The sequence below is a fragment of the Streptomyces sp. NPDC025784 genome (assembly GCF_055558435.1).
This window is the reverse complement of the sequence record NZ_JBVHMN010000001.1, coordinates 284,190-310,532: the sequence shown is the minus strand read 5'-3', so window position 1 is coordinate 310,532 and position 26,343 is coordinate 284,190. Positions and strand designations below refer to the sequence as shown.

Genomic DNA, 26,343 nt, shown 5'->3' with positions numbered 1-26,343 from the left:
CATGAGCACCACCACCCTTCAGACGCCTCCGGCCGAGCAGGCTCCCGGGTACGACGAGTCGCCCCGTCCGGCACGCAGGCGCGGTGAGCGCAGCCTCACCGGCAAGCTCGTCTCCCACGGCATCCTGATCGTCGCGAGCCTCGCCGCGCTGTTCCCGATCGCCTGGCTCGTCTTCCTGTCCCTCGGCCCGGACAAGGACGACTACCTGCACCCCGAACGCATCTGGGACACGATGACGTTCGACAACTACTCCTTCGTGCTCCAGCACACGAACTTCTTCGAGTGGATGAAGAGTTCGCTCATCGTGTCGCTCGGCACCACGGTCATCGGCGTCATGGTCGCGGCCACCACCGGCTACGCGGTGTCGCGCATGCGCTTCCCCGGCTACAAGAAGTTCATGTGGGTCCTGCTGGTCACCCAGATGTTCCCGATCGCCGTGCTGATCGTGCCGATGTACCAGATCCTCTCGGACCTGCAGCTCATCGACTCCTACTTCGGTCTGATCCTCGTCTACTGCTCGACGGCGGTGCCCTACAGCGCCTGGCTGCTCAAGGGCTACTTCGACACCATCCCGTTCGAGATCGACGAGGCCGGCCGCGTCGACGGGCTGACCCCCTTCGGCACCTTCTTCCGGCTGATCCTGCCGCTTGCCAAGCCCGGCCTCGCGGTGGCCGCGTTCTACAACTTCATCACCGCGTTCGGTGAGGTCGCCTTCGCCTCGACGTTCATGCTGGACGACTCGAAGTACACCTTCGCCGTCGGCCTCCAGACCTTCGTCAGCGAGCACGACGCGCAGCGCAACCTGGCCGCCGCGACGGCCGTACTGATCGCGATACCGGTCTCCCTCTTCTTCTACCTCGTGCAGAAGAACCTGGTGACCGGACTCACCGCGGGCGGCACGAAGGGCTGACCCGCCCGGTACGCCCCCGACGCCCGAAGACTCCCGCGCGCTCCCAGCGCGCGGGTGGCGGCCGCGGTGCCCATCCGACCCCGCCGGTTCCGCGGCCGCCTCATCGCCCGCCACACCGATGACGTATTTCCTCTCCCGCACCGGGCACCGCCCCGGTGCGGGGGAGCCCCCACCTCGAACCCGTCACGCATCAAGGACGACATGAGCCAGCACTCCGCCGACCAGGCCCCGAACTCCGCTCTCGCCACCGTCGCCGCTCATCGCGACTGGTGGCGCGACGCGGTGATCTACCAGGTCTATCCGCGCAGCTTCGCCGACAGCAACGGCGACGGCATGGGCGACCTGGAGGGCGTACGTTCCCGACTCCCGTACCTGCGCGACCTCGGCGTGGACGCCGTGTGGCTCAGCCCCTTCTACGCCTCGCCGCAGGCCGACGCCGGGTACGACGTGGCGGACTACCGCGCGGTCGACCCCATGTTCGGCAGCCTCCTGGACGCCGACGCCCTCATCCGCGAGGCCCACGCCCTCGGCCTGCGGATCATCGTCGACCTCGTGCCCAACCACTCCTCCGACCAGCACGAGTGGTTCAAGCGCGCCCTGCGCGAGGGCCCCGGCTCCTCGCTGCGGGAGCGTTACCACTTCCGTCCCGGCAAGGGCGCGAACGGCGAACTGCCGCCCAACGACTGGGAGTCCATCTTCGGTGGGCCGGCCTGGACCCGGGTCACCGAGCCGGACGGCACCCCCGGCGAGTGGTACCTGCACCTCTTCGCCCCCGAACAGCCGGACTTCAACTGGGAGCACCCGGCCGTCGGCGACGAGTTCCGCTCGATCCTGCGGTTCTGGCTGGACATGGGGGTCGACGGCTTCCGCATCGACGTGGCGCACGGACTGGTGAAGGCGGAGGGCCTGCCGGACCTGGGCGACCACGACCAGCTGAAACTGCTGGGCAACGATGTCATGCCGTTCTTCGACCAGGACGGCGTGCACGCCGTCTACCGCCAGTGGCGCACCATCCTCGACGAGTACTCCGGCGAGCGCATCTTCGTCGCCGAGGCGTGGACGCCCACCATCGAGCGCACCGCCCACTACGTGCGCCCCGACGAGCTCCACCAGGCCTTCAACTTCCAGTACCTGGGCACCCACTGGGACGCGGCGGAGCTGCGCTCGGTCATCGACCGCACCCTCGACGCGATGCGGCCGGTCGGCGCCCCCTCCACCTGGGTGCTGTCCAACCACGACGTGACCCGGCACGCCACCCGGTTCGCCAACGAGGCAGGTCTCGGAACCCAGATCCGCACGGCGGGCGACCGGGCGCTGGGGCTGCGCCGGGCCCGCGCGGCGACCCTGCTGATGCTGGCGCTGCCCGGCTCCGCCTACCTCTACCAGGGCGAGGAGCTCGGCCTGCCCGACGTCGTGGACCTGCCCGACGAGGTGCGGCAGGACCCCGCCTACTTCCGTGGCGCGGGCCAGGACGGCTTCCGCGACGGCTGCCGGGTGCCGATCCCGTGGACCCGCGCCGGCTCCTCGTACGGTTTCGGCAGCGGGGGCAGCTGGCTGCCGCAGCCCGCCGAGTGGGCCGAGCTGAGCGTCGAGGCGCAGACCGGGGTGGCGGGCTCCACCCTGGAGCTGTACCGCGAGGCGCTCGCGGTGCGCCGCGCGCAGCCCGACCTCGGTGCGGGCGACAGCGTCTCCTGGCTGACCGCGCCCGAGGGCGTACTCGCCTTCCGCCGCGGGGAGTTCGTCTGCACGGCGAACACCACGGGCGAACCGGTGACCCTCCCGGCGCACGGCCGGGTGCTCATCGCCAGCGGTGACGTGACCGTGTCGCCGGACGGCAAGGCCGAACTGGCCGCGGACACGACCGTGTGGTGGACTGCCTGACGGTCCGCCATCACGGCGCCCCCAAGGGGTGCTCCGGTCCCACGGGACCGGGGCACCCCTTTTTCGCGCACTGAAATCCCTTACGACATCTTGCTGAAACTTCCCGGCAAGAGATACGTTCCGGCACACGCCCGACTGGTTCATCGGGCAACTTCCGTCCAGGGCCCCCCACTTGCACCAGGCGCCCCGGTCCCGCACCCGCATCCCCCACCGCACGACGATGTGCAGGAGAAGACATGGCCAAGAGAACTCTCGCCACCGCGCTCGCGCTCGCCGCGGGCATGGCGGCCTCCGTGACCCTCCCCACCGGAGTGGCCGAAGCCTCCCCGCCCGGAACCAAGGACGTGACCGCCGTCCTGTTCGAGTGGAAGTTCGACTCGGTCGCCAAGGAGTGCACCAACACACTGGGTCCGGCCGGCTACGGCTACGTCCAGGTGTCCCCGCCCGCCGAGCACATACAGGGCTCGCAGTGGTGGACGTCCTACCAGCCCGTCAGCTACCGCATCGCGGGTCGGCTCGGTGACGCCACCGCCTTCCGCAACATGGTCAGCACCTGTCACGCCGCCGGCGTGAAGGTCGTGGCCGACTCGGTGATCAACCACATGTCGGCCGGCTCCGGCACCGGGACCGGCGGCTCCTCGTACACGAAGTACAACTACCCGGGCCTGTACTCCTCGTACGACATGGACGACTGCACCGCCACCATCAGCGACTACACCAATCGCGGCAACGTCCAGAACTGTGAGCTCGTCGGTCTCGCGGACCTCGACACCGGTGAGGAGTACGTCCGGGCGACCATCGCCGGCTACCTGAACACCCTGCTCGGCTACGGGGTCGACGGCTTCCGGATCGACGCGGCCAAGCACATCCCCGCCGGCGACCTGGCCAACATCAAGTCCCGGCTGAGCAACCCGTCGGTGTACTGGAAGCAGGAGGTCATCTACGGTTCGGGCGAGGCGGTCCAGCCGACCGAGTACACCGGCAACGGCGACGTGCAGGAGTTCCGCTACGCCTACGACCTCAAGCGGGTCTTCAACAACGAGAACCTCGCCTACCTCAAGAACTACGGCGAGGGCTGGGGCTACATGAGCAGCTCGGTCGCCGGCGTCTTCGTCGACAACCACGACACCGAGCGCAACGGCTCGACGCTCAACTACAAGGACGGCGCGAACTACACCCTCGCCAACGTCTTCATGCTCGCCTACCCGTACGGCGCCCCCGACATCAACTCCGCCTACGAGTGGTCCGACGCGGACGCCGGCCCGCCCAACGGCGGCACCGTCAACGCCTGCTGGCAGGACGGCTGGAAGTGCCAGCACGCCTGGCCGGAGATCAAGTCGATGGTCGCCTTCCGCAACGCCACCCGCGGACAGTCCGTCACCAACTGGTGGGACAACGGCGGCGACGCCATCGCCTTCGGCCGCGGCGGCAAGGGATTCGTCGCCATCAACCACGAGTCCTCCGCGCTGACCCGCACGTACAGCACCTCGCTCGCCGCGGGCACGTACTGCAACGTGCAGAACAACACGACGGTCACCGTGAACGCCTCGGGCCAGCTCACGGCCACCCTGGGCGCCAACACCGCGCTCGCGGTCTACGCGGGCAAGTCCAGCTGCTGAAAAGCCTTTCCGCACCTTGCAAGACTCTTGCTGTAAACCTTGCGTGAGCGATACGGTCACGCGGGCGTTCGGCACCGGAGCCGGAACGCTGCGCGGGGTCGGACCCGAGTACGCCGTAATCGCTAGGAGTTCACACCTGTGGACCTGATACCGAGAGGGCCGGCGCGCCGCCCCGGCCGTTCCAGACTGCGCGCAGCCGTTCTTGCCGCCGCTCTGGCCGTATCGCTCGCACAACCCCTCGCCGCGCGGGCCGAGACCCCGCCCGCGCCTCCGTCGGACGCCGCGCTCGCCGCGCAGCCCGCCCGGCACGACGCCACCCGCGAGCAGTTCTACTTCGTCCTGCCCGACCGCTTCGCCAACGGCGACACGGGCAACGACAAGGGCGGCCTGACCGGTTCGCGCCTGTCGACCGGCTACGACCCCACCGACAAGGGCTTCTACCAGGGCGGCGACCTCAAGGGTCTGACCCGCAAACTCGACTACATCAAGGGCCTCGGCACCACCGCCATCTGGATGGCGCCGATCTTCAAGAACCAGCCCGTCCAGGGCACCGGCAAGGACGCCTCGGCCGGCTACCACGGTTACTGGATCACCGACTTCACCCAGGTCGACCCGCATTTCGGCACCAACAAGGACCTGGAGACCCTGATCTCCAAGGCCCACGCCAAGGGCATGAAGGTCTTCTTCGACGTCATCACCAACCACACGGCCGACGTCGTCGACTACGAAGAGAAGTCCTACGACTACCTCTCCAAGGGCGCCTTCCCGTACCTGACCGAGGACGGCAGGCCCTTCGACGACGCGGACTACGCGGACGGCACCGAGGGGTTCCCGTCGGTGGACGCCGACTCCTTCCCGCGTACGCCGACGGTTCCCGCCGCGAAGAAGAACGCCAAGGTCCCGTCCTGGCTCAACGACACGACCATGTACACCAACCGCGGTGACTCGACCTACGCCGGCGAGTCCACCACGTACGGAGACTTCTCCGGCCTCGACGACCTGTGGACCGAACGGCCCGAGGTCGTCTCCGGCATGGAGAAGATCTACGAGAAGTGGGTGCGGGACTTCGGCGTCGACGGCTTCCGGATCGACACCGTCAAGCACGTGAACATGGAGTTCTGGACCCAGTGGGCCACGGCCCTCGACGCCTACGCCGCCCGGCACGGCCGCAAGGACTTCTTCATGTTCGGCGAGGTCTACTCCGCCGACACGTCGATCACCTCGCCCTACGTCACCGAGGGCCGCCTCGACTCCACGCTCGACTTCCCCTTCCAGGAGGCGGCCCGCCAGTACGCCTCCCAGGGCGGCAGCGCGCAGAAGCTGGCGTCCGTCTTCGGCGACGACTACAAGTACACGACGGACAAGGCCAACGCGTACGAGCAGGTCACCTTCCTCGGCAACCACGACATGGGCCGCATCGGGACCTTCCTGAACCAGGACGACCCGAAGGCCACCGACGCCGAACTGCTGAAGAAGGACCGGCTCGCCAACGAGCTGATGTTCCTCAGCCGCGGCAACCCGGTCGTCTACTACGGTGACGAGCAGGGCTTCACCGGTGCCGGCGGCGACAAGGACGCCCGGCAGACGATGTTCGCCTCCAAGGTCGCCGACTACCTCGACGACGACGAGATCGGCACCGACCGCACGCACGCGAGCGACGCCTACGACACGAGCGCGCCGTTGTACCGGCGGATCGCCGCGCTCTCCGCGCTCCGCAAGGCCAACCCGGCCCTCACGGACGGCGTCCAGACGCAGCGGTACGCGGCGGACGGCTCCGGTGTGTACGCCGTCACCCGCACCGACGCCAGGACCGGTGCCGAGTACGTCGTCGCCTTCAACAACGCCGGCGAGGCGAGGACCGCGACCTTCGCGACCGGCTCCGCGGACATGACGTACCGCGGCATCTACGGCACGGACGTCACGACGAAGACCGACGCCGACAAGAAGATCACCGTCAGCGTCCCGGCCGGATCCACCGTCGTCCTCAAGGCGGCCGGCGGCCTCGCCAAGCCCGCCACCAAGCCGACGATCACCCTCAAGGCCCCGGACGCCGGCGCCACCGGGACCGTCGAGCTCTCCGCGAACGTTGGGGGCACCTCCCGCTCGAGCGAAGCCGAGAGCGGGGGAGGCGGCCGGCTCGACCGGGTCGTCTTCGCCGCCCAGGTGGGCAACGGCAAGTGGCGCGTCCTCGGCTCCGCCGACCACGCCCCGTACAAGGTCACCCAGGCCATCGGCGAGGACGTGACGGCGGGCACCGCCCTGCGCTACAAGGCGGTCGTGATCGACTCCGCCGGGCGCACCGCGAGCGCCACCGCCGCGAGCACCACCGGCACCCCGCCCGCCCCGGAGGTTCCCACGGCCTCCTCCCGCGACTACGCGATCGTCCACTACAAGCGCACCGACGGCGACTACGACGACTGGGGCCTGTACGCCTGGGGTGACCTCGCCGACGGCGAGGCCACGAACTGGCCCGCCAGCCACCCCTTCACCGGCCGCGACGCCTACGGCGCCTTCGCCTACGTCAAGCTCAAGCCCGGCGCCTCGAACGTCGGCTTCCTGGTCATCGACAAGGACGGCAACAAGGACGTCTCCGCCGACCGGACGATCGACGTCACCAAGACCGGCGAGGTCTGGGTCGAGCAGGGCAAGACGGACGTCCTCACCCAGAGGCCCGACTACCCGGCGCAGGACAAGACCAAGGCGGTCGTCCACTACCACCGCGCCGACGGGAACTACGACGGCTGGGGCCTGCACGTCTGGACGGGCGCCGCGAACCCCACCGACTGGTCGAACCCCCTGAAGCCGGTGAAGACTGATGCCTATGGCGCGGTCTTCGAGGTACCGCTCGCCGACGGTGCCACCAGCCTCAGCTACATCATCCACAAGGGCGACGACAAGGATCTGCCCACCGACCAGTCCCTGGACATCAAGACCAACGGCTACGAGGTGTGGCTGTTGAACGGTCAGGAGAAGTACCTGCTGCCGCAGCCCGCGGGCAGCGCGGCCGCTCTCGACCTGACCACCTCCAAGGCGGTCTGGATCGACCGGGACACGGTCGCCTGGAACGGCGCGGACGGCGCCGTCTCCACCCAGCTGCTCTCCTCCCGCGACGGTTCGATCGCCGTCAAGGACGGGACGCTGACCAGCGACGACGAGCGCTGGCTGCGACTGACGAAGACGACCCTCACCGATGCCCAGAAGGCCGAGTTCCCGCACCTGAAGGACTACACGGCCTGGTCCGTCGACCCGCGTGACCGGGACCGGGTGCGCCAGGCGCTCGGCGGCCAGATCGTGGCCTCCCAGCGTGCGGCGAACGGCGCGGTGCTGGCCGCGACCGGTGTGCAGATCGCGGGCGTCCTCGACGACGTGTACGACGCGACCGCGGCGAAGCTCGGACCCGTCTTCCACGACGGGAGGCCGACCCTCTCCGTCTGGGCGCCGACGGCACAGAGCGTCTCCCTGGAGCTGGCCGGTTCCGAGGTGGCCATGCACCGCGACGCGGCCACCGGCGTCTGGTCCGTCACGGGTCCGGCGTCCTGGAAGAACAAGCCCTACCGGTACGTCGTGAAGGTCTGGGCCCCCAGCGTCCGCAAGGTCGTGACGAACAAGGTCACCGACCCCTACTCGGTCGCGCTGACCGCGAACTCCGAGCGCAGCCTGGTCGTCGACCTGAACGACAAGGCCCTCGCGCCGGGCGGCTGGTCGACCCTGAGCAAGCCCAAGGCCGTACCGCTGCGGGACGCCCAGATCCAGGAACTGCACATCCGGGACTTCTCGGTGGCCGACAAGACGGTCCCGGCCGAGGACCAGGGCACCTACCTGGCGTTCACCGACAAGGGCAGCGACGGCTCGAAGCACCTGCGCGAGCTGGCGAAGTCCGGCACGTCGTACGTCCACCTCCTGCCCGCCTTCGACATCGCCACCATCCCCGAGAAGAAGGCCGACCAGGCCACCCCGGACTGCGACCTGGCCTCCTTCGCGGCCGACTCCGAGAAGCAGCAGGAGTGCGTCGCGAAGACCGCCGCCAAGGACGCCTACAACTGGGGCTACGACCCGTACCACTACACGGTCCCCGAGGGCTCGTACGCGACCGACCCGGACGGCACCGCCCGCACGGTCCAGTTCCGCAAGATGGTCAAGTCGCTCAACGACGACGGCCTGCGGGTCGTCATGGACGTCGTCTACAACCACACGGCGGCCTCCGGCCAGGCGGACACCAGCGTGCTCGACAGGATCGTGCCCGGCTACTACCAGCGGCTCCTCGCCGACGGCTCGGTGGCCAACAGCACCTGCTGCGCCAACACGGCGACCGAGAACGCCATGATGGGCAAACTGGTGGTCGACTCGATCGTCACCTGGGCCAAGGAGTACAAGGTCGACGGCTTCCGCTTCGACCTCATGGGCCACCACCCCAAGGCCAACATCCTCGCGGTCCGCAAGGCCCTGGACGCCCTCACCCTCGCGAAGGACGGCGTCGACGGCAAGAAGATCATCCTGTACGGCGAGGGCTGGAACTTCGGCGAGGTCGCCGACGACGCCCGCTTCGTCCAGGCCACCCAGAAGAACATGGCCGGCACCGGAATCGCGACCTTCTCCGACCGCGCCCGCGACGCCGTGCGCGGCGGCGGCCCCTTCGACGCCGACCCCGGCATCCAGGGCTTCGCCTCCGGCCTCTACACCGACCCCAACTCCTCGGACGCGAACGGCACCACGGCCGAACAGAAGGCCCGCCTGCTGCACTACCAGGACCTCATCAAGGTCGGTCTGACCGGCAACCTCGCCAAGTACCGCTTCACCGACACCGCCGGCAAGGAGGTCAAGGGCTCCGAGGTCGACTACAACGGGCAGCCCGCAGGCTACGCGGACGCCCCCGGCGACGCCCTCGCGTACGCCGACGCGCACGACAACGAATCACTGTTCGACGCGCTCACCTACAAGCTGCCCGCCGGCACGAGCGCGGCCGACCGGGCCCGGATGCAGGTCCTGGCGATGGCGACGGCCACCCTCTCGCAGGGCCCGTCCCTCTCCCAGGCCGGAAGCGACCTGCTGCGCTCCAAGTCCCTCGACCGCAACTCGTTCGACAGCGGCGACTGGTTCAACGCCGTCCACTGGGACTGCCACGACGGCAACGGCTTCGGGCGCGGGTTGCCGATGGCCGCGGACAACGCCTCCAAGTGGCCCTACGCCAAGCCGCTGCTGAGCTCGGTCAAGGTGGGCTGCGACCAGATCGGGGCGACGTCGGCCGCCTACCGGGACCTCCAGAGCATCCGCAGCACGGAGGGCCTCTTCTCGCTCCCCACGGCCGACCGGGTGCAGTCCGAGCTCGCCTTCCCGCTGTCCGGGAAGACGGAGACGCCCGGGGTGATCACGATGGAACTCGGCGATCTCGTCGTCGTCTTCAACGCGACGCCCGAGAAGCAGGAGCAGACCGTCGGCTCGCTGGCCGGAACGGCGTACGCGCTGCATCCGGTACAGGCGTCGGGCGCGGACCCTATCGTCAAGTCCTCGTCCTACGCGGCCGAATCGGGCACGTTCGCCGTTCCGGGCCGCACGGTGGCGGTTTTCACCCGGACCGGCTGATAGCGCACTAATTTGATGGGGGCAGGACCGGGACCTCCCCGGACCTGCCCCCATCACCCGTGCTCCGAGGGAATGTTCCGATGGCCATCGAATCGGCCGGACCCACGGTGGACACCCTGTCCACCGTGATGGTGGTCGACGACATCGCTGCCAGCCGCTACGCGCTGGGCGCCGTGCTCACCCGCGCGGGACACAGGGTCGTACCCGTCGCCAGCGCCGCCGAGGCGCTCGTCGAGCTCGACGTACGGCTGCGCGCCGGAGTACTGCCCGACGTCGCCCTGGTGGACGTCGGCCTGCCCGACATGAGCGGCTTCGAACTGTGCCGCAGACTCAAGGCGCAGCCCCCCATGGCCGCCCTGCCCGTGGTGCACTTCTCCGCCGCCTCCTCCGGACCCGACCACCGCTGCCGGGGCCTGGACGCGGGCGGCGACGCGTACCTCTCGGTGCCCGCGGAGCCCGAGGAGATCCAGGCCGTCGTCCGCGCGGCGGTGCGCCGCTCCCGGATGCGGATCGGCGCCGAGACGCTCGTACGACGGCTGACCTTGCTGTCCGAGACCATCGTCGCCGTCCAGGCGGCCCGCTGCCCCGAGGAGCTCGCCGACGCCGCCGCCGAGGGCACCGCCCGCCTCACCGGCTCGCCCGCCGCCGTGTTCGTCCTCTCCGAGGACGGGGAGCTCTACCGCGGGACGTCCCGTACCCGGGCACGGACGACAGTGTCCGACCCGGGCGCGCACGAGACCGTCGCCCGGCTGATCCGCCACATGACGGCAGGCCACACCGGAGTGAGCGGCACGGTCGTCCCCTCCCCGCTGTGGCCGCGCGGATTCTTCCGGCCCGGTGCGCCCGACGCCGCCCGGGTCGTGCTGGCACGCACCCCCGACGGCAGGGTGCCGGTCTGCCTCGCGACGCCCGCGCACGGCGACCGGGACACGGCCCCGCAGACCGACACCCTGGTGGCCCGGCTCGCCCAGGCCACCGCGCTGGCCGCGGAGCCCCTGCTGATGTACCAGGCGGAGCGGCATGTCGCGCTGACCCTCCAGCACAGCTTCCTGCCCCAGAAGATGCCCGAGACGCCGGGCCTCGACGTCGTCGTGCGCTACGTTCCCGCCTCCCGGCAGGCCGAGATCGGCGGTGACTTCTACGCGGTGCTGCGCACCTCGGACGGGGTGCTCGCCGCCGTCGGCGACGTCGTCGGCCACTCGCTGGAGGCGGCCACCGTGATGGTCGAGATCCGGCACGCGCTGCGCGCCTACTGCGTCGAGGACCCGGACCCCGGAGTGCTGGCCCGGCGCCTGGACCGGATGCTCCAGCACTACCACCCCGACGTCACGGCCACCGTCTGCCTGTGCCTGGTCGACCCGGCGAGCGGGCGGGCGCGCATCGCGAACGCGGGCCACATCCCGCCCCTGATCGTCGGCGACGACGGCACCGCCGACTACACGGACGTCCGCGGCCCGCTGCTCGGCCTCGGCCTGGACCGGCCGCTGCCCACCGAGATCGTCCTGCTGCCGACCGACCGGCTCCTCATGGTCACCGACGGCCTCATCGAGACGCGCGGGACCGACCTGGGAGTCTCCCTGGAGCAGCTGCGCAGCGCCGGCGCCGAGGCACCGGCCGGCGTCGCCGCCCTCTGCGACACCCTGCTCGACTGCTTCGGACCGGGCCGGGAGGACGACATCGCGCTGCTCGCGCTGCGGTTAGGGTGATCGCAGATTCCTAGAACAGGAGTGCGCTGATGCCGCAGATCACCGTCGACTGCTCCGAGTCGCTCGACGACGCCTTCGACCGGCGCGGGTTCGCGCTGGCGCTGCACCCGGTGGTGGTGGAGACGGCTGCCGCCCGCATCGAGGCGTGCAAGACACGGTTCCGTACGACCGGGGACGACGTGGTGGGAGCGGACGGGGAGGGCCACGCGATCGTGCACGTCACGCTGGCGCTGCTCGCCGGCCGGTCCGACGAGACCAAGGCGAGGCTGACCGAGGCCGCGCTGGAGCTGCTGCGCAAGCACGTCGAGCCGGTCGAGGGCGTCACCGTGCACGCCTCCGCCGAAGTGCGGGACCTCGACCCGTCGTACCGCAAGTTCGAGGGGGCGTAGGGGGCTTCGTTCGGATCGGCTCGGGTCCGCGACGCCCGGCACGGCACCTCGCCGCGTTGTCGGACCACCCGAGTACGCCCTAGTACGCGGGTGGTCCTCCGCCTTGCGAGGCACCGCACCGGACGCCGCGGCCCGATCCGAGCCGGTCCGAACGAAACCCTCTAGCCCGCCGCCCGCGGGCTCAGGCGTCCGGGGGCGAGGCCAGTGCGACGAGCCGGACGACGAGGTCGCTGAACGGCCCGTCGCCCGGCTCGCCCTTGAGCCCCTGGCGCAGCTGCTCGCTCATCTCCTCGTCGTGGGCGGCGCTCACCGCGGCCAGCGCCGCGAAGTCGTGCACCAGCTGCAACTCCAGCTCGCCGCGCGGGATCCGCCGTCCGTCCAGCCACAGCAGGGCCGTCGACTCGACCAGCGAGATCCAGGAGCGGATCATCAGTTCCAGACGGGCCGTCGGCCTCTCGACGTTCAGGTGCGACAGGATCTGCACGTACGCGGCCTGCCGCACGGCGTCGATCAGGGCGTTGGTGGTGGAGGAGCCGACCGCGGGGCCGCCCCGCATCAACGCCGCGAAACCGGGCCCGTGATCGTCCACGAAGTCGAAGAACCGGCGCATCACCCGCAGCAGCCGTGCCCCCAGCGGCCCTTCCGCGGGTTCCACGAACCGCCCCGCGAGATCGTCCGAAGCACGCTGCAAGGCGGCCTCGTACAGGCTGAGTTTGCCGGGGAAGTAGTGGTAGACCAGGGGACGGGAGATGCCGGCGGCGGAGGCTATCTCGTCGATGGAGACCTCGTCGGGCGAGCGTCGGCTGAACAGTTCGAGGGCGACGCCGATCAACTGCTGCCGGCGTTCCTCGACACCCATCCTGCGTCGTACCCCGGTTGTCATGCGAACACCTTACCGACCGGATCCGGCCCGGAACGGACCGGTCCGCCCGCGATCGTTCACATGTCCAACACAATTCTCTCACCGCGTGCCCGCGAGACACAGATCAGCATCGAGTCGTCACGCTCCGCGTCCGTCAGCAGCTCGTCCCGGTGGTCGATCTCTCCTTCCAGCACGCGCTGTTGGCAGGTTCCGCAGAACCCCTGCTCGCACGAGTACACGGTGCCCGGCAGCTCCGCGCGGACGGCGGCGAGGACGGTGGAGTCCGCGGCCACGGTCACCGTGCGTCCGCTGCGCCGCAGTTCGACCTCGAAGGCGCCGTTTCCCTCGCTCGACGTGCGGGGCGCGAAGCGCTCCAGATGGAGCGTCGCCCCGTCCGGGACGCGGGCCTCGACCGCCGCCATCAGCCCCTCCGGGCCGCAGCAGTAGACCGCCGTGCCCCGGGAGAGTTCCGCGAACAGCGCGTCGAGGTCCGGCAGCCCGTCCTCGTCCTCCGCGACGACGGTGACCCGCTCGGGGTCCAGCTTCTCGATCTCCTCCAGGAAGGGCATCGAGGCCCGCGACCGGCCGCCGTACACCAGCCGCCAGTCCGCGTGCCCCTGCACGGCGCGCAGCATCGGCAGGACCGGGGTGATCCCGATCCCGCCCACGACGAACACGTACGACGGTGCGTCCACGAGGGGGAAACGGTTGCGCGGCCCGCGCACCTCGATCTCGGAGCCCTCCCCCACCTGCTCGTGCACCTCGCGCGAACCGCCCCGGCCGTCCTCGACGAGCCGCGTCGCGACGGTGTACGAGGAGGTGTCCTCGGGGTCCCCGCACAGCGAGTACTGCCGTACCAGACCCGACGGCAGGACCAGGTCGAGGTGGGCGCCCGGCTCCCAGCGCGGCAGGTCCCGCGCCTCCAGACGCAGTTGGACGACACCGTCGGCGACCCGCTCGTGCCCGGTGACCAGCAGACGCAGCGCCCGGGTGCGCGGCCGGCCGGAGATCGGCTCCTCCAGCGCGGGCAGCGGCCACAGCGGCGAGGCCTCGATCCGGCGGCGCAGCGCGCGCCGTACGACGAGGGCGGCACCGGCCACGGCCACGACGGTCCGCAGCCGGGGCGTCATGCCGCACCCCGTTCCGCCGCGGTCGCCGCGGGGGAGGAGGCGAGATAGGCGATCGCCTGCTCGGTGGAACCCTCCTGGGAGGGGTGGTAGGAGCGGCTGAGGTAGCGGGGGATGGACTTGAGCATGTCCCCGGTGGACGGCAGCACGCCCCGCTTCCCGCTCTCGTAGAAGTCCTTGAAGCTCGCCCGGCCGTCCACCAGCGTCGGGTCGTGCTCCATGAAGAACCGTGCCCCGCGCTGCCAGAGGAAGACGAGCGCCGCGAACGCGGTGGCCCAGGTCCTGGCCCGCCGCCGGTAACTCCCGTCGACGTGCATGAACAGCTCGAACGCCACCGAGCGGTGCTCGACCTCCTCCGCGCCGTGCCAGCGCAGCAGATCCAGCATGGTCGGGTCGGCGCCCCGCCGGTCCAGCTCCTCGGCGTTCAGGACCCAGTCGCCGAGGAAGGCGGTGTAGTGCTCGATCGCCGCGATGATGGCGACCCGCTCCAGCAGCCACCACTTGCGGGCCTTGCCCGGCGGCAGTGTGCGGTCGCCGAGGAGCTTCTCGAAGAGCCAGTCGACCTGGGCGGTGTACGGGGTCGGGTCGAGCCCCAGCTCCTTGAGATGCGGCAGCACCTCGTCGTGCGCCTGAGAGTGCATCGCCTCCTGCCCGATGAACCCGATGACGTCCTCGCGCAGCCGCTCGTCGCGGATGTGGGGCAGCACCTGCTTGTACACATGCACGAACCAGCGCTCACCGGCCGGCAGCAGCAGGTGCAGCACGTTGATGGTGTGCGTGGCGAACGGGTCCCCGGGCACCCAGTGCAGGGGCGTGTCCTCCCAGGAGAACGACACCTTCCGCGCCTTGAGCGCCGTCCGCTCGGAGTCGACTGGCCGGGGCAGCCGGGCCTGCGTGTTAGACATGGCGTCAATGTACTGACGGGTAGGCGTGCGGAGAAGCCCCGTGCGCCTACTTATTTACGCGAACGTCAACTAGCCCCGGGTCCGGTCCGGTCGGCGTCGGCCGGACCGGCTCAGCGCAGTCCCGTGATCGACCGCCCGTCGTCCAGGGTCGCCTTCAGCTGGGCCTGGGCACCCCGCCGTGCCCGCACCGCCAGCATGCTGCCCCGCACGGAGCCCTCGACCCCGCCCGTGGCCCGGACGGACGCGGTGTCCCTGCTTCCGGCGGCCAGCAGGTACCAGCTGCCCGTTCCCGACTTCCACAGCACGCCGGCCAGCACATGGGGGTCGCGGGAGCCGCACGCGGGGGAGTTCTCGGCCTTCGCGGCGACCGCCCCGTACACCCCGCCCGGAGTGTGGAACTGCGCGAGCACCCGGGTCCCGCCGCCCCGCCAGGTGTCGGCGCGGGTGCAGACCCAGGCCGCGGTGCCACTCGCGTCCGGCAGCGGCTGCTGCGCGAACCGCCAGGCGTTCACGGATCGCACGCCCTGGGAGCGCACCGAGGCGAGCGAGCAGGCGAACGGCGACCACTCGCGCAGCGCCTCGGCGCCGGAGGCCTCGTGCGGGGACGAGGGCTTGCCCGCCGTGAGATGCGCCGGGGTCAGCTCGCCGAGGTCGGTCACCAGACGGGTGCCCGAGCCGTCCTTCAGCTGGAGCACGTTCCACGAGGTGCAGGCGCCGCTCTGGGCGGGACCGGCCAGCGGGGAGGTGACGCCGTCGGCGGAGACCGGCAGGTCCATCGCGCCCGAGGACGGCTTCATCAGGTCCCGCTCGGCCGCCCCGGTCACCCAGGGGGCGGTCAGATACCGGATGTTGCCGTCGGAGCGGCCCACGACCACCGCGTTCGCCTCGGTCCGGTTCGCGCCGTCGACCCGCGCGAAGTCGAGGGCGGCGCCGCTCGTGCCGTCCTTCGGCTCCGCGTACCGCGCGATGCGCAGACCGTCGTACAGGAGCACCACGCGTGCCTGGTCGACCTCGCCCGCGTACAGCAGCTGCGGCGGGCCGGGCGGGGCGCCGGACGGGGTGCCGGGGGTCGCCGAGACCCGCACCGACTCGCCGGGCCTGGCCCACACGGCGAGCGCGCGCCGCAGCAGCGCGCTGTCCTCGACGAGGCCGCCGCGGGCGGGCCACACGGAGAAGTCGGTGCGCGCGGACGACTCCCAGGCCGTGCCCGCCACCTTGGTCAGCCTGCCGGGGTCGAGGGCGGCCTCGGCCGCCGGGTTCTGTGCGTAGGAGGGCGCCGCGGCGCCGTCGGGGCCCCAGCCGTCCCCGGGCAGCGCGAGGAGCGCCCCGCACACGGCCACGGCGGCGGTGGCGGCGAGCGCGGCCCTGACGTGCTGCCTGCGCCGCATCAGGTCGGTGGGCCGGGCGTGCAGCGAACAGGGGTCGAACTCGGGGGAGTCGAGCAGCGAGTCGCGGGCCTCGACGCCGGACGCCTCGGTGAGCGCCGCGTTCGGGTCCGCGACCCCCGCCGCCGAGAGGACCTTTTGTACGTGAGTGTCCGGCAGCTTCTCCAGACCGCGCAGGACATAGGCCGCACGGGCGGGCCCGGACAGCGCGGACAGTCGCTGGTCCAGGGCGAGTTCGTCGGCTCCGCCCGAGCGCGGGAACAGCTTCAGGCCCCACACGTGCGGCAGCAGCGGCGGCAGCTGGGCGCGCCTGGGCCGGGCGCGGAGTCTCAGCGGCAGCCCCGCCTCCAGGGCCGCGCGCACCACGCGCAGGCGCACGTAGGCATAGCCCGGGTCGCCGTCGCGACCGCCGCCGGACTGCTGGGCGGGGATGACCGAGACGTCGCCCGAGGTACGGCCCCGGGGCAGCGCGCGCTGGGTGAGGGCGTGCGCGGTCAGTACCCGGCGGCCACGGCCCAGGCTCGGCGGCAGTACCAGATAGGCCAGCCGGACCAGCCGCGGGTAGTGCTCGACGAGGGCGGCCTCGGCCTGCTCGACGTCGACGACCGGTCCTGAGGGGGGCGCGGGGCGCGGGGCTACATCCTGTGACTGCACGTTCAGCAGAACGAGCGAATCGGCGGATGGTCACCCCGCGCCGGGCGTGCCGCTTCCCGGGCTCGCAGGGCGGACGTGCGTGGTTCGCCATCGGCCGTCGGCGGTACGGCAGATGGGGGGACGATTGAGCGCGGGGGCCGCCGGAGCCGTATCGAAGGCAGAGCCCCCGCCGGGGCTCTCATCGGCGTGAGCGCCGACAGGCAGCGGAGGGACGTATGACGTTGACACGCGAGAAGCTCGCGGCCGGGGCCGCCGTGGCCCTGCTGGTGCTCACCGGCTGCGGTGGGTCGGGCGACAAGGCGGCCGACCGGCAGGACAAGGTTCCGGCCACGGCGACCGGGAGTCTCGAGGACCTGGCGGCCGAGGTGAAGTGCACGCCGGACATCCAGACGGACGCGGACGAGATCCGTCAGGGCGTGTGCAAGATCCGTTCCGGCAAGTTCATCCTGGCGACCTTCGCCACCGACCGCGGACAGCGCGAGTGGCTCAACGGCGCCAAGGACTACGGCGGTTCGTACCTCGTCGGCGCCAAGTGGGTCGCCGTCGGCGACCAGAAGATGGTCACGACGCTGCGCGGCCGGCTCGGCGGGACCGTCGAGGAGGGCATGTCCCACCACGCGGGAGGCGCCGGTGGTGCGGGAACCGCGACCGGGCACTCCGGTCACCACGCCGGCTGACGCCTCGGGCCCGGGAGGGACGGGGCGGGGACGCCGCCGGCACGTCCCGGGCAGGAGTCCGAACGGCCCGCGGCCCGAGGGCGTCCGGAGGACCGCGCAAGGCCGGCGGCGGGAGGGGAACGCGAAGGCCGGTGGCGGAGGGGAACGCGGAAGGCCGGTGGCGGGAGATCCGCCACCGGCCTTCTTCGCGCTTCATGTCGGGTCGGTCACCGCTGCGAGCGGCTCACCTGCAACGCTGGCCCCGGTTGATGCAGTTGACCATCTTGTTCATCAGGTTCTCGTCGAAGACGTTGATGAAGTCGTCGTGGTCGGTGGCCGGCTTGTGCAGCTGTTCCGGGAAGCCGTCCACCGCATAGGCGTTCTTGACCTGCCCGTTCTGCAGGGTCGGCGCCGGCACGTTGTACACCAGGCGCATCGTCAGCTGCGGGATCGCCTTGAAGCCGTTGGCGCAGTTGCCCTGGGCGTCGGCGAAGGCCACGTGCGTACGGTGGTTCGCGCTGTCGATGTTCTGGCCGTCCCAGCAGCTCTGGAAGGCGAAGGTGCGCACCACGCTGCTGCCCCGGGGGCAGATCGGGTACTGCGTCGTCAGCTGCACCTTGTTCTCGAAGCCGGTGCAGCTCCAGTGGGCGTTGGCGTTCGCGAGTCCGTTGGTCGTCGTCTTCGCGTCGCCGGTGATGATGCGCAGGAACTTCGGCATCGCGACGACCTTGCTCTTCGGGTTGCCGACGAACTTGATCTGCGCCTGCTTGGCCTGCTGGATCTGGCCGACGTTGCCTTCCTTGCCGCCGCCGTCGTTGTTCTGGTCGAAGTCCTGCGTGCCGTTCTGGATACGCACGACCGGCCAGTAGTACGACGACTTGTCGCCCTGGTTCGAGCAGCTGGTCTTGGCCGCGGCGAACGTGTCGTTGTTGGCGAAGGCGTCGTTCGACTGGTTGCCGACGTAGTCGTGCAGGTGGTGCGCGCCGTTGGTCACGCCGGGCGCCACGATCACGTTGTCGGTGTTGAACTTCTTGTTCGCGTTCACACCGCAGGTGCTCGAGAAGGTGCCGGAGGAGCCGCCCGCCCGGGTCCGCGCCTTCTGGGGCACGTTCGGCCGGACCTTCGTGATGTCGACGAAGTCTGCGGCGACGGGACCGTTGCCGGCCTGGCCGCCGTTGCCCTGCTGTTGCCCGCCACCCTGCTGTTGGCCGCCACCCTGCTGCTGGCCGCCGGCCGGAGCGCTCGGGGAGGCGGTGGCCTGGCCGCCGCCCTGCTGCTGCCCGCCGCCCTGCTGCTGGCCGCCGTTGTTGGCCTGCGTCTGGTCGGCGGTGGTCGCGTTGCAGCCGGCGAGGCCGCTCAGCGAGTCAGGGGCGGTGCCGCCCACGCGCGTGATCTCCAGCTTGATCCGGTCGATGATCGCCGAACGCCGGTCCTTGAGCGGCTGGAGGATGGAGTTCTGCACGAACTGGGCGTCCCTGGCCTGCGCGTCCCGCGTGGTGGCGAGGCGCTGGTAGGCGTCGGTGATCTGCTGGTCGAGCGTGGCGAGCTCGCCGTCGACCTCCGTGCGGGCCTGGTTCGGCACGTCGGGGAGCTTCTGCCCGACATCGGGACAGCTGATCGTGGCCACCTGAGCGGCGGCGGCCTTGGTGGTGTTGGGGGAGGAATTCTCCTCGTGCGCCGAAGCGTAGTAATTCGCCCAGATCAGCCCGCCTCCGCCGAGCGCTAGAGCCGCCGATGCGGCTACGGCGCGGACGGCCAGCGGCGAACGGCGTTTTCGTGTGTTGCGTCCCATGGAACTCCTCTGACTTCCTTGCGGGGCATCGAGGCGCCCGACAGGAGTGAAGCGGCTCCATTCCATACGCGTGAGGTGTGTGAGGCGTTCAGAAACCTCGGAAAAACTTGGAAGTCCGTGTGGCCAATTCAGGCACAATGGGCCCAGAAGCCCGCGTTTCCGCGAGAGTTGATGATGCGATTCAGGTTTGAACGGCGAATTTTTGAATCCGATTCAGTTCCGTTGACCGCATTCGGTGAGATCACCGGTCCAAATACGCGAGCACCGCGAGGACCCGGCGATTGTCGTCGTCGGAGACCTCCAGGCCCAGCTTCGCGAAGATGTTGGAGGTGTGCTTGGCGATCGCCCGCTCCGTGACCACGAGCTGGCCGGCGATCGCCGCGTTCGACCGTCCCTGCGCCATCAGTTCGAGCACCTCCGTCTCCCGCGGAGTGAGCCGTCCGAGCGGCTGGTCGACGGTGGACCGCCGCGACAGCAACTGCTGGATGACCTGCGGATCCATCGCCGTGCCCCCCGCCGCGACCCGGCGCACCGCGTCGACGAACTGCTCCGCGTCGAACACCCGGTCCTTCAGCAGATAGCCGATGCCGCCGGTGCCGTCGGCGAGCAACTCCCGTGCGTACAACTGCTCCACGTGCTGCGACAGGACCAGGACCGGCAGTCCCGGCCGGTTGCGCCGGGCCTCCAGCGCGCACTGCAGGCCCTCGTCCGTGTGCGAGGGCGGCAGCCGTACGTCGACCACCGCCACGTCCGGCTCCAACTCGGCCAACGCACGGCTGAGTTCGGGCCCGCTCTCGACGGCCGCGGCGATCTCGAAGTCGTAGGCCTGGAGCATCCTCACCAGCCCGTCGCGCAGCAGGAACAGGTCTTCGGCTAGGACAACGCGCAAGGGATCTCCATGGTGACCATGGTGGGGCCGCCGGCGGGACTGCTGACGGCGAGGACACCGTCGAATGTACCGAGCCGCCGATCGATCCCCGACAGGCCCGAACCCGCGCCGATCCGGGCGCCGCCCCTGCCGTTGTCGGTGACCGCGATGCGCAGCATGCCGTCCGTGTGGTGGAGGTCGACCCATACGCGATCGGCGCCGGAGTGCTTGACCGTGTTGGTCAGCACCTCGCTGACGGCGAAGTACGCGGCGGACTCGACGGGCGCGTCCGCCCGCCCCGCCAGCTCCGCCTCCACCTCGCTGGTCAGCGGCAGGCGCAGCGCCAACGCCCTTATCGCGTCGGCGAGTCCGCGTTCCGCGAGTACCGGAGGATGGATGCCGCGCACCAGGTCCCGCAGCTCGGTGAGCGCGTCGGCGGACGACCTCCGCGCCTGGGCGAGCAGTTCCCTGGCCCGCGCCGGGTCCTTGTCGATCAGTGCCTCGATCGTGCCCAGGTCCATGCCCATGGCGACCAGGCGTGCCTGCGCCCCGTCGTGCAGGTCCCGTTCGATGCGCCGCAGTTCGGCCGCCGACGTGTCGACGGCGTCGCGCCGTGTCTCCGTCAGCACCCTGACCCGCTCGGCGAGTTCGCCCTGTCCGGGGGCCAGTACGGACCGGGTGAGCCGGAAGTGCAGATGCAGCAGCGGCGGGGAGAGGCGGTAGCCCACGGCCAGGAGGCCGGCGGCGAGCGCGCCGGCCAGCAGGGCGGTGCTCTGTCCCGAGACCGGCACGAAGCCGTACCACCAGCCGACGTGAGTGCCGTCCGTGAACACCCGCCACAGCCCGAGCGCGAGCGCGAACCCCTCCAGCGGGTACAGGAGCAGTGCCCCGGGCAGCAGGGCCGTGACGAACCCGACGGTCATGTCGAACAGCAGCCACCCCAGGTCCCGCCAGGTCGCCGGGTCCCCGAGCATCCCGAAGCAGCGCGTCCACGGGCCCGCGCCCGCCGGCACCGGCCGGTACACGGCCGGGATCCGTGTCCCGTACCACCGTGCCGCGACCACCCGGCGGGCGTTCGCGAAGGACCGGACGCCGGTCAGCACCCAGGGAGTCGTCACGACGCCGACGCCCAACGGCACGAGGACGAGTGACACGACGGCCAGGACGAAGAGGGCCACGGATCCGGCAAACCCCAGGACGGCGACGGCCAGTCCCCGTGCGCCGGCCACGGTCGCCTCGCGCGCTCGCGCCCGGACGTCGGTGCTGTGCTTCTCCATGGCCTCAGTCTCACCGACCGGATGCACCGGGTCACTGGGCCGGGCACCCCCACCGGGGGTGGTGCCGGCACCACCCCCGGGTGCGGACGGGGTCACCGGGAACCGGATGCGGACGAGGGGGACCGGGATCCCGGCGGGGTACTCGGGCGACCGGGACCCCGGCGGGTACTTGGGTGACCGGGATCCCGGTGCGGACGAGAGCGACTGGGGACCCCGGCGGGTACGAGGGCGCCGGGATCCCGGTGCGGACCAGGGAGGCCGGGCGGGCAGCCCCCCGCTCAGCCCGCCAGGGCTTTCGCCTCCAGTTCGGGGGAGAGCCCCACCGCGGGCCGGTCGGGCCGCTGCGGGGCGATCCCGCCGAGGTCCTGGAGCCAGCTCCAGGTGTCGGCGACGGTCTCCTGGACGCCCCGGCACCGCAGCCCCGCGTCCACCGCGCGGGAGACGTCCGCCCTGTGCAGGGCGTCGTGCAGATCGCTGCCCGCCGGCACCCACACCGGCAACTGCGTCCACGGCTCGATCCCGGCGTCGAGCACGGCCTCGGCAGCGGTCCACCGCAGCTGCGCCGACGCCCCGGTGACGGACACGCACGCGTCGAGGAGCTCTCCCATCGTGCTGTGACCCGGCGGAGAGACGAGGTTGTACGCGCCGCCCGGCGCCCCCTCCACCGCCGTGAGCGTCCACTCGGCGAGGTCACGGACGTCGATGTACTGGATCGGTAGGTCACGTGGTCCGGGTGCGAGGACGGGCCCGCCCCGCGCGATCCGGTTCAGCCACCACGGCAGCCGCCCGATGTTCTCGTACGGGCCGAGGATCAGCCCGGCCCGCACGAGCAGCGAGCGCTCCGCGCCGAAGGCGTCGAGCACGGCCAGCTCCCCGCCTCGCTTGTCCCGCGCGTAGTCGGTCTGTTCCGCGGCGGCGGACGCTCCTGTCACCAGGGCGGCGTCCTCCGTGTAGCCGGCGGCCGGTGCCCACGCGTACACCGAGCAGCTGGACACGTACGCGTACCGCCGCACCCGGCCGGCCAGCAGCAGTGCCGTGTCCCGCACGGCCCGAGGCGCCGCCGACCAGGTGTCGACGACGACGTCCCACTCACCGCCGGCGAGCGCCGCGAGCCCGTCCGGCGCGGTGCGGTCGCCGAGCAACGAGCGGACCCCGGGCGGGGGTTCGTGCCGCCCGCGGTGGAAGACGGTCACCTCCCACCCCCGGGCGAGCGCCGCCTCGACGACGGCGCGCCCCACGAACTCCGTACCTCCGAGCATCAGCAGTCTCATGGGGACGACTCTGCACGGCCGGCCGCCCGCACGGAACAGGATTCTGCCGACAGAAGATCCGTCACCGCGGCCGGCCGCCCGGCGGCACGACCCGGATCAACGCCCGGTCGGAGGGGCGTACTTGTATCCCACGCGGCGCACGGTCTGGATCGTCTGCCGGTGCTGCGCGCCGAGCTTGCGGCGCAGCCGGGCGACATGGACGTCGACGGTCCGTCCGTCGCCCACGTGGCCGTAGCCCCACACCGTGGTGACCAGCTGGTCGCGGGTGTGCACCCGGTGCGGGTGGGCGACGAGGTGCGCCAGCAGCTCGAACTCCAGGTAGGTGAGGTCGAGCGGCCGTCCGTCGACCTCGGCGGTGCGCTGCACGGTGTCGATGCGGACGAGCGGGTCGTCGCCACCGGTGTCGGCGGTCTGCGAGGGCTCGGGCCGGTCCGGCACGGCGACGGGCAGCGCGGGGTGCTGGTCCGCCGGGACGAGGACCAGGTAGCCGATCATCGGCGGCTGTCCCGGCAGGACGGGCACGGTGTGCTGGGGAGCGGGCAGCCAAGTGGCGCCCGGCGGCAGGAACTCGGTGACGTCCACCACCTCGTCCCGGTCGACGGCACGCAGCCGGTGCCGCCCGGGGCCGGCGGGAAGGGTGGACGGCCCGCCGCCCGCCCGGACGGAGTCGAGGGCGGGGGAGGACGCGACGGAGGAGAAGGAACGAGTGGTCGCCATGAGAGGTCAGCTCTTTCGCGCGAGAAGTTCGTCGGGGAGGTCGACGACCGCGAGTTCGTGGTCGGGGCCGTCGAGGACGTACGTCGTGCGCGCTGGCCGAAGGCCGGGGTGTACGGCTTTAGAGGGCCGGCGCGTTCATCGCGCGGCAACACACCCGGTCGAAGTCGTGGTGCTGACGGGAAGGCCAGAAGGGCTCCAGGTCATGGCGACCCGCCGCGAGGTGCTTCTGGAAACCGGCCATGAGCCCATTGAAGCAGAACCCGGCGCCGGGCAGGAGCCTCCTCTCACGGGTCGGACGCCGGATCGGCGTGATCCTGACCTCGCCCACGTCATCCCACGAGACGTTTGTGCCAGGTCAGGGGTGTCACGGTGATCGCCCTGTCCGGGCTGCCGTCCCACTGGGCGGACAGCCCGGCGGCGGTGAGCGCGGCGACGACCTCGTGTCCGACGGCCTTGGTGGTGTCGGCCGAACCGTCGAACCCCCCGTACAGCAGTGTCAGTCCGTGCCCGGCGGCGGCGCTCTGGGTGCACTGCGAGTGGAAGTAGACGAAGCCGCGGGCTCCTTCGCGGCTCTCGCCGCCGATCTCGGCGGTGCCGCAGGAGCGGCAGCAGGTGAAGTTCTCCCGGGCGGTGATGCCGTCCGCGTCGAGCGACGCGAAGGCCGTGGTGAGGCGCTCCGGGTCCGTGAGGCCCTGCCAGGTCTCCTGCTCGGCCAGACGTTCCAGCCAGAGCCGGTCCACGAGTTCCCGGGCCTGGGCCGCGGACACCGGCCGGTCGTCGCCGTCCACAAGCCACTCCTCGGCGTCCTCCGCCAGCCCGGCGCGGTCGTCGTACCCGCAGCGCAGCAGCTCCCGTACGTGCTCCTCGACCTCCTCGCGCACGTCCTCGGGCAGTTCGGGGACGTCTTCCGCGGGGTCGGCCGCCACCGGTTCCCAGTCGAGACCCGCATGCCAGTCGTCCTGCCGACGGGCCCAGCCCACCATGGCGTCCGCGACCCGGTCGGGGTCGGCCACACCGGTCCCGAAGAACTGCTCCCGGCCGTCCCGGTGTTCGAGCCGGTAGTCGCCGCCCGTCTCGTGCCACACCTGGACGAAGACATCGGGGATGTCGGGTATGCGCTGCACGACCAGGAAGTGGTCGCCCTTGCCGCCGATCCGTCGTACCAGCTCACGCAGCCGCTGCTCAGAGATCCGGGCGTGCTTCTGCCAGTTCTCCGTCTCGGCCTTGATGGCGAGCGGCTCGTGGTTCTCCATGGGGGCAAGACTGGCACGCGCCACTGACACGGTGGTCCACGGGCCGGTGCCGCACGCCCGCGCGATCACATCGTGCGAGAGGGGCGCCCACCGTGACGGTGGGCGCCCCTCTCACGGAGTCGTGGCGCGGATCAGACCTGGCCGGCCTTCTCCAGTGCGGAGCAGCAGGTGTCTACGAGCAGACGCGTCACGACGTACGGGTCGACGTTGGCGTTCGGACGGCGGTCCTCGATGTAGCCCTTGCCGTCCTTCTCGACCTGCCAGGGGATGCGGACCGAGGCGCCGCGGTTCGAGACACCGTACGAGTACTCGTTCCACGGGGCGGTCTCGTGCAGACCGGTCAGGCGGTCGTCGATGCCGGCGCCGTAGTTCTTGACGTGGTCCATCGGCTTGGAGCCCTCGCCGAGCGACTCGCACGCGGTGATGATCGCGTCGTAGCCCTCGCGCATCGCCTTGGTGGAGAAGTTGGTGTGCGCGCCGGCGCCGTTCCAGTCGCCCTTGACCGGCTTCGGGTCGAGGGTCGCGGAGACGCCGAAGTCCTCTGCGGTGCGGTAGAGCAGCCAGCGGGCGACCCACAGCTGGTCCGAGACCTCCAGCGGTGCCAGCGGGCCGACCTGGAACTCCCACTGGCCGGGCATGACCTCGGCGTTGATGCCGGAGATGCCGAGGCCCGCCTTGAGGCAGTTGTCCAGGTGCGCCTCGACGACGTCGCGGCCGAAGATCTCGTCCGCGCCGACACCGCAGTAGTAGCCCCCCTGCGCGGCCGGGAAGCCGCCCTCGGGGAAGCCGAGCGGACGCGAACCCTTGAAGAAGGTGTACTCCTGCTCGATGCCGAAGATCGACTCCTGCGCGGCGAACCGCTCCGCGACCTCGGCCAGCGCGGCACGGGTGTTGGACTCGTGGGGCGTCATGTCGATGTTGAGGACCTCGCACATGACGAGGATGTCGTCGCCGCCGCGGATCGGGTCCGGGAAGCTGGCCACGGGCCTGAGCACGCGGTCCGAGGCGTGCCCCTCGGCCTGGTTCGTGGAGGAGCCGTCGAAGCCCCAGATCGGCAGGTCCGCACCCTTGGCGTCGTCGCCCAGTATCTTCGTCTTGGAACGGAGCTTGGCCGTCGGCTCGGTGCCGTCGATCCAGATGTACTCAGCCTTGAAGCTCACGGGCCACATCCTTCGGGGTGTGTCTCTAGGCGCACTTGCGGGTGCTGCGGCGCTGCGGCACTGGGGCGCCGCCAGGGATGCGGGCAGCTTGTCAACAGGCGATTTCCCGATCATTGCCCGAATGTGAACCCCGTGTTACCTGAGCTGTGTGTGCCCGGTGTCACTCCGCCCGGCCGGTGCGGGTGCCCGTGCGGGAGTGTTCGCGTCCGCGACCGCCGGCCCGTCCGGTCGCGGACGAGCCGCGCACGACGGCTCGTATGCGATGGGGCGCGGAGACGCCCGGGATGCGCGGACACGTGTCGGCCCTGCCGCCCCCGTCCCGGAGCGGCAG

Annotated in this window: 18 protein-coding genes; 7 read left to right on the top strand and 11 right to left on the bottom strand. The window is 71.0% G+C overall.

All coding sequences use genetic code 11. From position 1 onward, the window contains the following. Window position 1: 1 nt before the first annotated feature. The 6 genes from ACZ4IF_RS01345 (at window position 2) to ACZ4IF_RS01320 (ending at window position 12,085) form a co-directional block, all read left to right on the top strand. A complete protein-coding gene (locus tag ACZ4IF_RS01345) occupies window positions 2-910 on the top strand; it encodes a sugar ABC transporter permease (RefSeq protein ID WP_467558489.1) in 909 nt (302 codons plus the stop codon). A 201-nt stretch (window positions 911-1,111) separates the two neighbouring features. Beyond that, on the top strand, window positions 1,112-2,791 hold the full coding sequence (locus tag ACZ4IF_RS01340) for a glycoside hydrolase family 13 protein (protein WP_467558487.1): 1,680 nt from the start codon (window positions 1,112-1,114) through the stop codon (window positions 2,789-2,791). A gap of 236 nt (window positions 2,792-3,027) precedes the next feature. Beyond that, window positions 3,028-4,410, top strand: a complete 1,383-nt coding sequence (locus ACZ4IF_RS01335) for an alpha-amylase (protein WP_467558485.1) — start codon at window positions 3,028-3,030, stop codon at window positions 4,408-4,410. A 144-nt stretch (window positions 4,411-4,554) separates the two neighbouring features. Then, a complete protein-coding gene (pulA, locus tag ACZ4IF_RS01330) occupies window positions 4,555-9,990 on the top strand; it encodes a pullulanase-type alpha-1,6-glucosidase (RefSeq protein ID WP_467559915.1) in 5,436 nt (1,811 codons plus the stop codon). Window positions 9,991-10,070: 80 nt separating this feature from the next. Next, on the top strand, window positions 10,071-11,696 hold the full coding sequence (locus ACZ4IF_RS01325; protein WP_467558483.1) for a SpoIIE family protein phosphatase: 1,626 nt from the start codon (window positions 10,071-10,073) through the stop codon (window positions 11,694-11,696). Window positions 11,697-11,725: 29 nt separating this feature from the next. After that, a complete protein-coding gene (locus ACZ4IF_RS01320; protein WP_467558481.1) occupies window positions 11,726-12,085 on the top strand; it encodes a 5-carboxymethyl-2-hydroxymuconate Delta-isomerase in 360 nt (119 codons plus the stop codon). 181 nt (window positions 12,086-12,266) lie between these two features. Here ACZ4IF_RS01320 and ACZ4IF_RS01315 read toward each other — a convergent pair whose 3' ends face one another. The 4 genes from ACZ4IF_RS01315 to ACZ4IF_RS01300 form a co-directional block, all read right to left on the bottom strand. Continuing rightward, window positions 12,267-12,968, bottom strand: coding sequence for a TetR/AcrR family transcriptional regulator (locus ACZ4IF_RS01315; RefSeq protein ID WP_095933861.1), 702 nt, complete (start codon window positions 12,966-12,968; stop codon window positions 12,267-12,269). A 56-nt stretch (window positions 12,969-13,024) separates the two neighbouring features. Next, a complete protein-coding gene (locus tag ACZ4IF_RS01310) occupies window positions 13,025-14,077 on the bottom strand; it encodes a PDR/VanB family oxidoreductase (RefSeq protein WP_467558479.1) in 1,053 nt (350 codons plus the stop codon). Continuing rightward, the gene (locus ACZ4IF_RS01305) at window positions 14,074-14,979 is read right to left on the bottom strand and encodes a metal-dependent hydrolase (protein ID WP_467558477.1); all 906 of its coding nucleotides are present in this window, start codon (window positions 14,977-14,979) and stop codon (window positions 14,074-14,076) included. The genes ACZ4IF_RS01310 and ACZ4IF_RS01305 overlap by 4 nt, the downstream gene beginning before the upstream one ends. A gap of 110 nt (window positions 14,980-15,089) precedes the next feature. Continuing rightward, the gene (locus ACZ4IF_RS01300; RefSeq protein WP_467558475.1) at window positions 15,090-17,018 is read right to left on the bottom strand and encodes a hypothetical protein; all 1,929 of its coding nucleotides are present in this window, start codon (window positions 17,016-17,018) and stop codon (window positions 15,090-15,092) included. Between the two features lie 215 nt (window positions 17,019-17,233). Between ACZ4IF_RS01300 and ACZ4IF_RS01295 the strand changes: the two genes are divergently transcribed. Continuing rightward, window positions 17,234-17,695, top strand: coding sequence for a hypothetical protein (locus ACZ4IF_RS01295; protein ID WP_359502067.1), 462 nt, complete (start codon window positions 17,234-17,236; stop codon window positions 17,693-17,695). Window positions 17,696-17,918: 223 nt separating this feature from the next. Here the strand turns inward: ACZ4IF_RS01295 and ACZ4IF_RS01290 are convergent, their stop codons facing one another. The 7 genes from ACZ4IF_RS01290 to glnII all read right to left on the bottom strand — a co-directional run bounded on the left by ACZ4IF_RS01290 (window position 17,919) and on the right by glnII (window position 26,012). Next, window positions 17,919-19,466, bottom strand: a complete 1,548-nt coding sequence (locus ACZ4IF_RS01290) for a DUF1996 domain-containing protein (protein ID WP_467558473.1) — start codon at window positions 19,464-19,466, stop codon at window positions 17,919-17,921. Window positions 19,467-19,707: 241 nt separating this feature from the next. Next, entirely contained in the window at window positions 19,708-20,355 is a 648-nt protein-coding gene (locus ACZ4IF_RS01285) for a LuxR C-terminal-related transcriptional regulator (RefSeq protein WP_467558471.1), read from the bottom strand. Next, entirely contained in the window at window positions 20,340-21,611 is a 1,272-nt protein-coding gene (locus ACZ4IF_RS01280) for a sensor histidine kinase (protein ID WP_467558469.1), read from the bottom strand. The genes ACZ4IF_RS01285 and ACZ4IF_RS01280 overlap by 16 nt, the downstream gene beginning before the upstream one ends. Window positions 21,612-21,889: 278 nt before the next feature. Beyond that, entirely contained in the window at window positions 21,890-22,882 is a 993-nt protein-coding gene (locus ACZ4IF_RS01275; RefSeq protein ID WP_467558467.1) for an SDR family oxidoreductase, read from the bottom strand. Window positions 22,883-22,978: 96 nt separating this feature from the next. Further along, window positions 22,979-23,599 (bottom strand): winged helix-turn-helix domain-containing protein, encoded by a 621-nt coding sequence (locus ACZ4IF_RS01270; protein ID WP_467558465.1) that lies wholly within the window; start codon window positions 23,597-23,599, stop codon window positions 22,979-22,981. A gap of 329 nt (window positions 23,600-23,928) precedes the next feature. After that, window positions 23,929-24,852, bottom strand: a complete 924-nt coding sequence (locus ACZ4IF_RS01265) for a DUF6891 domain-containing protein (protein ID WP_467558463.1) — start codon at window positions 24,850-24,852, stop codon at window positions 23,929-23,931. Between the two features lie 131 nt (window positions 24,853-24,983). Beyond that, window positions 24,984-26,012 carry a glutamine synthetase gene (glnII, locus tag ACZ4IF_RS01260; RefSeq protein WP_467558461.1) on the bottom strand — a complete coding sequence of 343 codons (1,029 nt, stop codon included), beginning with the start codon at window positions 26,010-26,012 and terminating at the stop codon, window positions 24,984-24,986. Window positions 26,013-26,343 lie beyond the last annotated feature (331 nt).

What these genes read in the sequence shown, in the direction of transcription:
- ACZ4IF_RS01275 (WP_467558467.1), bottom strand. Translation starts at nt 22,882, where the DNA reads ATGAGACTGCTGATGCTCGGAGGTACGGAGTTCGTGGGGCGCGCCGTC.
- ACZ4IF_RS01310 (WP_467558479.1), bottom strand. Translation starts at nt 14,077, where the DNA reads ATGACGCCCCGGCTGCGGACCGTCGTGGCCGTGGCCGGTGCCGCCCTC.
- ACZ4IF_RS01305 (WP_467558477.1), bottom strand. Translation starts at nt 14,979, where the DNA reads ATGTCTAACACGCAGGCCCGGCTGCCCCGGCCAGTCGACTCCGAGCGG.
- ACZ4IF_RS01320 (WP_467558481.1), top strand. Translation starts at nt 11,726, where the DNA reads ATGCCGCAGATCACCGTCGACTGCTCCGAGTCGCTCGACGACGCCTTC.
- ACZ4IF_RS01315 (WP_095933861.1), bottom strand. Translation starts at nt 12,968, where the DNA reads ATGACAACCGGGGTACGACGCAGGATGGGTGTCGAGGAACGCCGGCAG.
- ACZ4IF_RS01340 (WP_467558487.1), top strand. Translation starts at nt 1,112, where the DNA reads ATGAGCCAGCACTCCGCCGACCAGGCCCCGAACTCCGCTCTCGCCACC.
- ACZ4IF_RS01325 (WP_467558483.1), top strand. Translation starts at nt 10,071, where the DNA reads ATGGCCATCGAATCGGCCGGACCCACGGTGGACACCCTGTCCACCGTG.
- ACZ4IF_RS01270 (WP_467558465.1), bottom strand. Translation starts at nt 23,599, where the DNA reads ATGGCGACCACTCGTTCCTTCTCCTCCGTCGCGTCCTCCCCCGCCCTC.
- ACZ4IF_RS01265 (WP_467558463.1), bottom strand. Translation starts at nt 24,852, where the DNA reads ATGGAGAACCACGAGCCGCTCGCCATCAAGGCCGAGACGGAGAACTGG.
- ACZ4IF_RS01280 (WP_467558469.1), bottom strand. Translation starts at nt 21,611, where the DNA reads ATGGAGAAGCACAGCACCGACGTCCGGGCGCGAGCGCGCGAGGCGACC.
- ACZ4IF_RS01335 (WP_467558485.1), top strand. Translation starts at nt 3,028, where the DNA reads ATGGCCAAGAGAACTCTCGCCACCGCGCTCGCGCTCGCCGCGGGCATG.
- ACZ4IF_RS01295 (WP_359502067.1), top strand. Translation starts at nt 17,234, where the DNA reads ATGACGTTGACACGCGAGAAGCTCGCGGCCGGGGCCGCCGTGGCCCTG.
- ACZ4IF_RS01345 (WP_467558489.1), top strand. Translation starts at nt 2, where the DNA reads ATGAGCACCACCACCCTTCAGACGCCTCCGGCCGAGCAGGCTCCCGGG.
- ACZ4IF_RS01290 (WP_467558473.1), bottom strand. Translation starts at nt 19,466, where the DNA reads ATGGGACGCAACACACGAAAACGCCGTTCGCCGCTGGCCGTCCGCGCC.